The sequence below is a fragment of the Aerosakkonema sp. BLCC-F183 genome, from assembly GCF_041929145.1.
GTDB lineage: Bacteria > Cyanobacteriota > Cyanobacteriia > Cyanobacteriales > Aerosakkonemataceae > Aerosakkonema.
Genome location: NZ_JBHFNU010000126.1, coordinates 61603 through 73233 on the forward strand (window position 1 = coordinate 61603; position 11631 = coordinate 73233).

The following is an 11631-nucleotide window of genomic DNA, read 5'->3' on the forward strand; positions in this document are numbered from 1 at the left end:
TATTTATACGCATAACTCAAATCAATTTTACTGTCGGTAGACCGAAAATTTCTGGACTCCTGTCCAAACAGCCCAATAAAATGTATCTAGAAATACAAAATATCTCCTGAGCAGATCGCTCGGTAAATTTTGTACAGAAACAAAAATCCTCTCTTCTGGATCTCTCTTTTTAGCGTGGCAAAAATTAAAGATTATTTACTTAAAATAAATCTACTATTCTTGACATCTGTCTTTAGAAAGATGTTAGATAAATTTAGCAAGCAACCGAACCGATCGCTTGATTTTAGTTCTACAGTCGATACTTAGGCCCAATTTACATGGGGGATTGACAGGGATCGAGATTGACCTCAATAAAAACCCAATTAAGTACAACATCAGCACAAAAGTTATGTCGAATACTCAATTAGGGGTGGCCTTGACTGAATTTTATTTGTTGGATTGCTGGAAAAAGAGGGAGGAAGTGTTTTGGCAGCTATGGAAAAGGTATCAAAATTATCTTTACCGTCGCTGCCTGAAATGGATGGGGGGCAACCCTGCTGATGCCGAAGAAGCTCTGAGTCGAGCGATGCTCAAAGCTTGGGAGAAGACTAGAGACTATGCTCATACGATCGCCAACTTTAAAGCTTGGTTGACTCGATTAACCCATAATATCTGCGTGGATATACGTAGAGAGTCCAAGCGATTAGCGCATCGGGTGGAAAGTTGGGATCTGATCGCCCAGCAGCGCGAGGAACAACTGGTTTCTCAGTCCCACACACCAGAAAATGTTGCAATGCGAAGCGAATTAGAAATAGTCATCCACCGTGCAATTGAGGAATTACCGCCCAGACTGCGCCAACCCTTTATTCTACACTTCATTGAAGAGAAATCTTATCAGGAAATCAGTCAACAGCTAGGGATTTCCTACGATAACCTTTGCAAGCGCATTTCTCAGGCGCGAGCAATTCTGCAAAAGCGTTTAAAACCTTATTTGTCGGGGCTTGATGTGTCTCCTTTTGATTCCTCCGATCCATTTAGGAAAAAGGCCAAATCAGGAGTAGAGAAATTACCATACTCAAGCATCAGGGCTGAGGCAAAAATCCCGCCAACCTTCCATCAAAAAGAGCGCTTTGGCCGTTGCCCTAATTATTATCAAATCACAGCAATATGTCTCGAAACACTACCTCATGCCTGGTATCAGTCACCCAGTCCTCTGGGGTGGAGTTGAATGTTCACCTTGTTTTAGATGAAAAGCCAATCCGCCAAGACCAAAAGTTAAAAACATTAAGTCAGTACGTGCAGCAGTATGCTTCTGGCTGGAAAAAACGCTTGGAATTGGCCGAGCTTTTCTACGCAATCGGTCAATGGGAGCAAGCAGTGGAGGAGTATCGCCAAGTGATCGATCGCCAACCCCAATTAATTGATGTGCGGTTGAAATTGGGGAAATTGTTGCAGTTAATGGGACGGTTAGCTGAGGCGATCGAAGTTTATCAAGATGCCTTACCGTTATCTGGAAATAAAGCCACAGAGCAATACATTACCGGAGCAATCGCACTTTGTCAAAGTGACATTCCCAAAGCGATCGTTGCTTTTGAAACAGCCGCTCACCTAGAACCAGATAACGCCGCTCACTGGCTAGTTTTGGGACAATTGCATATGGGGAGAGAAAATCCTGTGGGGGCGTTACAAGCCTTCGATCGGATTTTGTCAATCAATCCAGATGATATTGTCGCCTTGATTCACAGCTATGATGCGTTAATGGCGGTGGGGAATGTTCGGGAAGCACGGGAACGTTTGAATAAATCGATCGCTTTAGATCCCGATCGTTTGTGGGTACTACAACGACAATTGGACGATCGTTGCCAGATGAGATTGGTATCTGGCGAGCAGGGGAAGCAAACTAAAAAGATGATTGGCGCGGCTCTCCAACAAGCTCCTCATGGAGCTGATGCCCACAAATCGCTCGCATACTATCACATTTTCCGAGGTGATTGGGAGCAAGGGACAAGGGTGTTAGCGCAGTTTACGGAGGAACACCCGAATAATCCTAGCGGTTGGTATCACTATGGGCGATGCTTGTTCCATACAGGGGAATATCAGGCGGCGGCTCTTGTGATGCGAAAAGTTTATCGTCTCTATCCCCAGGATTGTGAAATCTATCGGGCGTTGTGCGAGATTTTGCCTCTTGAAGCTCACCCCCAACTCCTCTATTGCGAAAAGAGGGAAGTAAGAGGAGTAAATGGAGAAAGGGATAACATCACCCTTGCTTCGATCGTAGAAGAGATGTTGGCGCGTTTTGGCGATCGCTGGAGTATTTGGGCGACGGCGGGACGAGTGCTGGTGGAAAGTTTTCAAGAGATAGAACGGGGGTGCAGTGTTTCTCTGCAAGCGACACAACTTCAGCCCCAGTTAGCTGATGCTTGGTTTTGTCATGGGCGAGTATTGGCTTTGGCTCTTAAACACGAGGAAGCAGTAGTAGCTTTAACCCAAGGATGGCAGTTGTTAGCAGAAAAGCAGGGATATCTGCAATGCGTGTCTGCTGCGGTGTGGCTGGGCGAAAGTTACCGAGCGTTGGGGGATGAGAGTGCTAGCCGCAAGTGGTGGGCAGAAGCTTGTCAAGAAAGTCAAAAACTGAGGTTATTTAACCCAGTTATGGCTGATTACTGGCAAGGAAGAGCATTAGAGGGATTGGGCGATGCTATGGGTGCGATCGAGCTTTATCGAAATGCCTTGAGTCAGCAGTTGCTCTATCCCGTTCGCCAGGAGGTCGAGGCAGCTTTGAAACGCCTAAAAGCGAAGTGGCGAAAGAGTTCTCGTCCTTGATACTGATTTTCCGGGTGCATTTTTTTGGCAAAAAAACGCCTCTAACTCAAAAAATTCAGAAATTGGCTTTGAGAAACGTCTTAAGAGTATAGATTGCGCGTAGGATATCACTTGATGAAATTACTGACAAGAGTTTGTCTGGCTTTGTTGTTGGCTGTAAGCATTACGTTTGGCAGTTTTCATCGAAAAGCTAATGCTCTGCCTGGAGCAAATTTTCTTGCTCAAATACCTGTTTATACTGCAAGCGACAAAGTTTCCACCTTTAACGGCATCAATGAATGTGACAAAGTTGAGAATAGCGATGCGATCAACTTTGCTAGCAATCAGGATTTCACCGTAGCGGTTTGGATTAAACCTGATAGCGAACAAAAAGACATCAAAAATGGAGATAATGATGTTGTTGAAAAGTGGCTCAGTGGGGGATATCCTTATGTGATTCGCTACCTAAATACAAAAACGGGAAATTCCGCTGGAAAAATTGTTGCCGCCCGCTATGATGGCAAAAATAATCCTGGTGTCTACTCAAACACTAAAATTAATGATGGGAAATTCCATCATGTGACTTTTGTCCGCAGTACTGAAAACAATCAAGGTAAACTCTCTCTCTATATTGATGGAAAACTAGAGGCTACCAATCCGGATACGACTACGGGGAATACCAAAAATAATTATCCCCTATATCTAGGTTGCCGAGGTTATTCTCAGAATAGTGGGGTCAATTATTTTGCGGGGAGTATCACTGGTTTAGCTATTTATAATGTTGCTCTCACTCCAGAGCAAATTCAGGCAGTGGTTACCCCGAATTATCCACCAGGTATAGTTCCCATTAATATTGCCTCACAAACTGGTGAATTGACAGTATTAGCTAATGAATCGAAAAATCTACCCGGCTTACTTAACACATTGAATCAGCCTGTCACAGTAAAAATTAGTGCTGAGGGAATGTGGCAAGCAGCTGCATCAGGCGAGCCGAATGGCCTGTCAGTTGATGCTAATGGTATCCCTGGTGTGCTATACAAAGAATGGCTATTTCCTGAATTGAATTTAGGCACCCTAGTAGCACAAGTAAAAGACGCAAAAGGGGTGAGCAAATTTATCAAGAGCGGGAAAGAACAGACGTTTGAACTGCAACCAGGAGAGACAGCTTACTTCATTTTCAATGATGGAATTCCCTACTTTACTGACAACACTGGCAGTCAAAAAGTTAAGTTTTCCATTAAGTAGCTGTTAAACCAAGGCGGAAGAAACCGGGTTTCTCAACAGAAAATCTAGGCTTTCAGCGAAGGAAAGCTGCAAAAAACCCGGTTTCTGACTCTATGAAGTGAAACAGTACAGCATAGTAGCAAAGATACAGGCATCGCAATTCTAGCTATTCTGTATGAGTGCGATCGCTAGCAAATTATCAAACCCAAAGCTGACTGTACTTGTTTTACCCTGCTTAGGGATAACTTAAGCAAGCGCTAAACTCCAAATCTCGAAGGAATTTTCGTTGATATGAAATTCAAATCGTTTTTGTCTACCTTTGTGGTAGTAATGTTGGCAATTGCGATCGTCTTTGTGCCTGCACCAGCTTTCGCGGCACTTACTCCCATTAATACGGATTTACAAAATGGTGAATTAACCGTATTAGCAACTGAATCCAAAGATTTACCCGGCTTCAGTAACAATTTGAAGTATCCCGTCAAAGTAAAAATTAGCGCGGAGGGAATGTGGCGAGGCGCTAAGGCCGGTGAACCAAATGGCGATGCAGTAGATGCTAATGCTACCACTAATGTTAAATACGAGGCATGGCTCTTCCCCGACTTGAAATTAGGCACTCTAGTAGCAGAAATCAAAAATGCAAAAGGAGTGAGGAAATTTATCAAGAGCGGGAAAGATCAAGCGTTTGACCTGCAACCGGGAGATACAGTTTCCTTCATTTTTAATGATGGACTCCCCTTCTTTAGCGACAATAGTGGAAGTCAAAAACTTAAGTTTTCGATTGTCGCTGATAAACCTGCCGAACCTGTAGCGCCACCAGCGCCACCTGCACCAAAGACAATTGCTTGTGCTAATGGCAGTAGCTCTACTCCCGAATTTTCGCTGAATATTCCTTACAAGAGTTTTGCCAATAATAGTCCATTTAAGAATCTCAAAACTAATTCCGATTGGTTTTATTTAGAGGATTTCAAAGATGCGAATTTTACTCTGAATACACCCGGAGTTGTGGCATCAAGTCCTAATGAAACCGATACTTACACCGACCCTGGATTCTTTGATTCTGTGGATGAAGATGACGGCGCAATTGATAACAGAGGAAGAGCGCGAGACCGCTTGGTTTTATCCAAAGGCGACATCAAATTTACATTTGATAAAAGCCAGGGAGATTATCCCACAGATGCTGGGATTGTTTGGACAGATTTCCACGGTAATGACCCAAGTTTTGGCAGTGGGAATTTAACATTTGAGGCTTTTGATGCTTCTGGAAAGAGTCTAGGCGCTAAAGGGCCATTTAAAATTGGCGGTGATTTTTCCACGATGGGTGAAACTGACGAAGATCGTTTCTTCGGTGTTCACTATGACGGCGGTATATCTGCTATTAAAGTGACAGTTCCTGCTGTTACCAATGGTGTGGAATTCGATCATCTTCAGTACGGTCATAAATGTCGGATTTAACCTCACAAAGAGGTAGTTCATCAGCAGTTTGATTCTGGTGCGATCGAACTTTAAAAAAATGACTCTGTGCGGATTACGTACAGAGTCATTTTGTTTGGATCGGCATCGTGAAAATAAATTGACAAAAACAACAAGATATGTATTGTGTAGGGGTGATCGCGAGAAGCAACAATTGTTATGTCCAAATGCAACGCCGGAGCCGGGGTCTCTATCCGCATACATATCTATTATGTTTTGTCAACCTTTTTTACTAGACTGGCGCTCTAGGTGCGATCGCGATCGTCTACACAGATCCCCGACTTCGACAAGAAGTCGGGGATCTCGGCTGCGACTGCGATCGTGAAAACTCCCACCCAGCATCCCACTATTCCCCCTCTACACAGATCCCCGACTTCGACAAGAAGTCGGGGATCTCGCCTGCGACTGCAAATCTCCCGAATGCGCTGCCTTTGTTAATAAGTTAAACAGTAGCTGTACGGCATAATTAAAATTATTGGATAACGGACATGACATCAGATGCCGTGCGATCCAAAAATGTTCGCAATCAAGATGAGATTAAGGAGGGTGGGTCAGCGGGTTAACATTTGTGATGAGTGTAAAAATCTGATGTCTGACGCACGCTACAACTGCTATTTAAAGATATTTAGTAACTGGTAACTTAAAAATGATTAGTGACGAAATTCGCCGAAGAATTCAACAGGTTAAGGAACAACGTCTCACTAAATTAAATTTGAATAATAACTGGAAACCAGATGAGGAAAGATTAACCGAAATTCCGACCGAGGTGTTTGAGTTAGAGTGTTTGGAAGAGTTAAATTTAAGTTGTAATAAACTAACAAGCGTACCAGAAGCGATCGCCCGTCTCACCAATTTATCCGTACTTGATTTAAGTGGCAACGAACTAACAAGCGTACCAGAAGCCATCACCCGTCTCAGCAATTTATCCGTACTTAATTTAAGTTTTAACCGACTAACAAGCGTACCAGAAGCCATCACTTGTCTCACCAATTTATCCGTACTTAATTTAAGTTTTAACCAACTAACAAGCGTACCAGAAGCCATCACCCGTCTCACCAATTTATCCGCACTTTATTTATGGGATAACAAAATAACGAGCATACCAGAAGCGATCGCCCGTCTTACCCATTTATCCACACTTGATTTACATAAAAACCGACTAACAAGCGTACCAGAAGGGATCGCCCGTCTCACCAATTTATCCGAACTTGATTTAAGTAGGAACCAACTAACAAGCATACCAGAAGCCATAATATTGCTCCCCAATTATTAGATTCCAATCCACGCCAATACGAATGGAATCCCAGCGATAATTTATTTCTGCGTTATGAATATGACTTTATGCCCAAAGGCATTTTAACCCGCTTCATTGTCGAAATGCACCACTATATTGACGAACCGAAAGTCTGGCGCAGTGGCGTAATTTTAAAACGGGATAATACCTTCGCTGAACTTATCGAAACTTACGACAGGCGCGAAATTAAGATTCGCTTATCTGGAACAAACAAACGCGGATTTTTAGAAGTAATTACGGATAAATTAGACGAAATTCATCGTAGTTACGAACGATTGAAAGTGAAAAAGATGATTCCCTGTAATTGTTTCGCGTGTAAAGATAGCCAAACTCCTCATTTTTACGATTTTGAGAAGTTACGCCAACGCATGGCGAACAACAAACAAAATATTGAATGTGACAAACCACCCTATAACGAAGTTAACATTCTGAATTTGATTGATGATACAATTGGGAGAGACAAGTTTATCCAAAAAGAAACCGAACGGGAATCAAATATTAATTATCATATCCATAATTCACAAGTTCAAATAAATCAAGGAACAAGTGCTATGGCAGAAAATCAAAACAAACCAATTAGAGTTAAAAGTGCGTGGGCGAATGGCTCATTTTATCTCTTCGTTTTTGTAGTTGTAGTAGCAGGAATTGGCTTTTTAGGAAATCAATTAGCTTTTCCCACTTTCTGCGTTGTGGTGATAGGTGGTATTTTATTCGTTCCCATCATTGGTGCATTACAACTTAAGCAGGATGAACGCTTACAAGATGAGACATTTTTAGAGTTAATGAAAATGGTTATCGGTCAATTACCGTTAATTGGCGATGTTTTAGGTAAGGTTTTAAATCCAAGTAATAAATCTGAAAATGAGTAGATGAATAGATCCCTAGATCCCCGACTTCTTCAAGAAGTCGGGGATCTGAGTAATAGAGTAAATCAATAAAAGATACGTTGTTGCGCTTTAGCGCTAAAGCGCAACAACATACCTAAGAAAGTTTTACTTGACACATTCTGAAATTAGTTCTAAAATTGAAGTAGATATAATATTAAATTAATAATCCAAGTTGTTAGTTAGAAGATAAGTCTTATTCTTTGTACGTTGTTGGGCTTGACACCTCTTATAAAACCTGGCATAAGAGGCGTCAAGCCCAACAACATACCTTTATGTAAATAACTAGCAACTTGAGTTAATATAAAAACCATGATAGAACCAAACGTAAAAATATTGTTAATATCGAGATAACCAAATAGAGGAAAAGCAGTATGGTACAACAACTACCAACTGAAACTAAACCACAAATCATCTACCCCGACAGCGACGGACAACCAATGTCAGATAATACCAAACAATTCCGCTGGATTGTCACAATCAAAGAAAATCTAGAAATTTTATTTGCGAATAATCCAGAGGTATTTGTTGCAGGCGATCTCTTATGGTATCCCATCGAAGGCGATAACAAAACCCGGATAGCACCTGATGCAATGGTGGTTTTTGGTAGACCAAAAGGAGACAGAGGTTCCTACAAACAATGGGAAGAAAATAACATCTCTCCCCAGGTAGTGTTTGAAATTTTATCACCTGGAAATCGCCTCAAAGAAATGACCAGAAAACACCTGTTTTATCAACAATATGGTGTTGAGGAATATTATATCTACGATCCAGATGAAGTGGAATTAACCGGATTGATCCGTTCGGGAGATAGATTAGCAGAAATTGAGGCAATTAATGGTTGGATAAGTCCAAGATTGGGAATAAAATTTGAGTTAAAATCTGATACTCTGGAAATTTTTCGTCCCGATGGACAGCGATTTCTTACCTCAGTTGAATTGGATAGATTGAGGGAACAGGAACGTCAACGCGCTGAGGATGCGATCGCACAACTAGAAACCGCAAACCAGCGATATCAAGACTTAATAGAACGATTGCGATCGAAGGGAATTGACCCAGAACAATTATAGACGATTGATGATAGAAACCCGGTTTCTCTAAGAAACCGGGTTTCTAGTCTAAGAAACTGGGTTTCTAGTATAATTAGAACAATTTGCACAAGTATGGCCGAATTAATGTACTCATCAAAATCTTAAGACTATAATGGTGATAATAATTATACATTGGAGTAATTATGCCCAGTTTTTCAGCCGATCCTGCCAATATTGCTGATTTGCTGCAAATTATTCGGGATGGTTACGAAATTAACTTGATGGCGGGTGAGTACAAAGGGCCATTTACTATTGAAAAAGCGATCGCAATTCGCGGAAATGGTGCAGATACGGTTATTTTTACAGCCGATGAGCCAGCATTGATCGTAAAAGTACCAGGGGTGCGGATCGAGAATTTAGCGATCGCACGCACGGTGGGAGGCGACAAGGGAGAAGTGGCGCTATTCGCTGAAATAGGAACATTGCCTATATTAGAGCAAGTTAGATTGACCGGAATAGCCGAAAATGTTTGCTGGTCAGGCGCTAACTGGGATATTCCGCCAATATTGGATTTTGGGGAAGTGGAATGCGATCGCTTGGTGCAGCGTTCTTGGCAATTACAAATAGGTGCAGCTTGCGAAATTGTATCCGATCTTACTTGGCTGCACGTACAGCCAAATTACTTATCGCCAGGGTTACAAAATTTAGAAATAAAATTGAATTCAAACAATATTTTACCAGGAACAAATTTATCTGGTTTTATATTTTTAGCTGATGCAGAATCATTTCGCGAAATTGAAATTACAGCCAAAATTAAACAAAAATCTACCTCTAATATAGGAGGTTACGCGAGCAGAGAAGAAGAGTCAGACGAGTTAGTTTACCAAAAATTTGGTTATCGGTTGGTTGGCGAGAGTGGAATTAATAATTTGATTGGCGATGTAGAAGGAAAAGCCGCCATAGACAGGTATTTTGATTTTGCAGAAAAACGCGATCGAGCCGAAGAATTACTAGATAAAATCCTCGGACAAGAACCACATTTATTTTATCTGCGTCGCCGGGGAAAAGGACAAGAAATAGGCGAAGAAAAATGGGAACTTACGATCGCCACCGATCGAGATGATATTGAATTACCTGATATCCTCCAAGAACGCCAAAAAACCTTAAGTTTGGTAGCAGTTGTCAGTCAAGATGGATATGGCGGTTTGCGGGTATTATCGGCTAGATTATTATCAGCAGATAAGGGAAAAGTAGATGCTTTTAGCATACCTTATCGGATTCAGTTGTTGCGCGATCGCCAACATCGCATCGGCATACCGCCATCCGTTATATCCAGTATAGCAAAATTACCTTTCTGCGGCGATCATCTACCAACAGAAGAACAGCTAAAAGCTTGGCAAACCTTTTTAAATATTGAAGAACGCTTGGCGAAAGAGCGGCAATTTTGCGTTTCTTTTATTAATCATAACTCTGGTGCTGATACTCGGAAAATTACTTTTGAAATTGATGCTGATAAAGCCACTATTGATAGTTCATCAGGAACTTTTCTGAAACCTGATAATTTTTGGCAACGAGCTTCTAAAGCACGAAATGAAGATATTCAGCTTTTGGAAATTGCTGCCGATGGTAACGGCGAACAAATTGAATATAGATTGGGAAATATTGAAGAAATCGATCGAGAAAAAAGTTTAATCCGTATTAGGATAGATGCCGAAATAGTCGATAAAATAATAGAAGGAAATTATCAAATTCCCCAACAAGGATTTTTGTCTTTTGAAGCAGCAGGAGATTTAAGCCAAATTAAACGCAAGAAAAAAGCATTAGAAGAATTACAAAAAGGAAACGCACAAAATCCTTATTTGGGTGAATTTTTCTTTGATGCTGCGAAAGCAAGACCTCTGCAAAGACACATTAAACTACCACCGGAAGATTTATTATTACCCTCTGCGAATGACGACCAAATTGCCGCAGTAGAAGCGGTACTTGCTGCCGATGATTTGGTGCTAATTCAAGGGCCACCTGGTACGGGAAAAACAACAGTTATTGCCGAAATTTGTTACCAAATTGCTTTGCGAGGCGGACGCACCTTGATTGCTTCCCAAGCAAATTTAGCCGTAGATAACGCACTTAGCAGATTAATTCACAGTCCGGTAATTCGTGCTTTGCGAAAGGGACGTGCGGAGAGAGTTGAGGAAGAAGGATTACCATTTTTGGAAGAACAAGTAATTGGTACTTGGTTGAAAAATACGGCTGAAGATTGTGAAAAGCGGTTGAGTAAAAGAAAAGAAAATATCGATTTTTTTCGTCAGTTGTTGGCATCGGCAGAAAAGTTTGCTAGCTATTTGAAAGCAGAAGAAACTATCGAACAAGACCAAAAAACTTGGCAGAATCTCCAAGAATCAATCGAAGCAGATGAAAGAGAAATAGTCAGTCAAATTTCGGAAATTAAAGCACAGCAAACTCAAATTAATTCGCTTATTTTAGACTTGAATTTTCTGTGCAAATATGCTAATATAATCAGTTGGGAAGATAAGGAAATATTTAATTTATTAGAGCGGTTAAAGAAATCCGCCACTAATGATAATTATCTCAAAGAATTTATCGCTAACGTGCAAATGGCGGTAAACTTAGCTAAGAGAATGGGTTTAATTTCTCCCGGTAATCGCGAAGCATTTGGGTTAGCTGCTTGGTTGCGGGATACTATTCCTGGTTGGGTTTCGGAAGCTGGTAGGGGACTGGCGGAAGCGAAGAATGCGATCGCATCAATTAACGAAACCGAAAAAGCCGTACAAATTTACCAGCAACACCTGACGGGGCGACAACTATAGCTCAAAGGTAGACTGGATAAGCATTTCGGCGCGATGACCTCGTTGATAATAAGGTAATTTATGAGGACTTAAAGACATTAATTTAGCAGTTTGTTCACTAAATAAATCTAGAGATTCCA

Annotated in this window: 8 protein-coding genes; all 8 read left to right on the forward strand. The window is 41.4% G+C overall.

The window, feature by feature from the left end:
- The first annotated feature begins 388 nt into the window (after positions 1–388).
- On the forward strand, positions 389–1207 hold the full coding sequence (locus tag ACE1CD_RS37025) for an RNA polymerase sigma factor (RefSeq protein WP_374797035.1): 819 nt from the start codon (positions 389–391) through the stop codon (positions 1205–1207).
- Positions 1147–2802, forward strand: a complete 1656-nt coding sequence (locus tag ACE1CD_RS37030; RefSeq protein ID WP_374827919.1) for a tetratricopeptide repeat protein — start codon at positions 1147–1149, stop codon at positions 2800–2802. Before ACE1CD_RS37025 ends, ACE1CD_RS37030 begins: the two co-directional genes overlap by 61 nt.
- Before the next feature lie 114 nt (positions 2803–2916).
- Positions 2917–4026, forward strand: a complete 1110-nt coding sequence (locus ACE1CD_RS37035) for a LamG domain-containing protein (protein ID WP_374827920.1) — start codon at positions 2917–2919, stop codon at positions 4024–4026.
- Between the two features lie 270 nt (positions 4027–4296).
- Positions 4297–5457, forward strand: coding sequence for a hypothetical protein (locus tag ACE1CD_RS37040; RefSeq protein ID WP_374827921.1), 1161 nt, complete (start codon positions 4297–4299; stop codon positions 5455–5457).
- 664 nt (positions 5458–6121) lie between these two features.
- A complete protein-coding gene (locus ACE1CD_RS37045) occupies positions 6122–6748 on the forward strand; it encodes a leucine-rich repeat domain-containing protein (RefSeq protein WP_374827922.1) in 627 nt (208 codons plus the stop codon).
- Positions 6730–7638: a COR domain-containing protein gene (locus tag ACE1CD_RS37050; RefSeq protein ID WP_374827924.1), complete on the forward strand. Its 909-nt coding sequence runs from the start codon at positions 6730–6732 to the stop codon at positions 7636–7638. Before ACE1CD_RS37045 ends, ACE1CD_RS37050 begins: the two co-directional genes overlap by 19 nt.
- Before the next feature lie 389 nt (positions 7639–8027).
- Positions 8028–8723, forward strand: coding sequence for a Uma2 family endonuclease (locus ACE1CD_RS37055; RefSeq protein WP_374798343.1), 696 nt, complete (start codon positions 8028–8030; stop codon positions 8721–8723).
- A gap of 164 nt (positions 8724–8887) precedes the next feature.
- The gene (locus tag ACE1CD_RS37060) at positions 8888–11512 is read left to right on the forward strand and encodes an AAA domain-containing protein (RefSeq protein WP_374827923.1); all 2625 of its coding nucleotides are present in this window, start codon (positions 8888–8890) and stop codon (positions 11510–11512) included.
- Positions 11513–11631 lie beyond the last annotated feature (119 nt).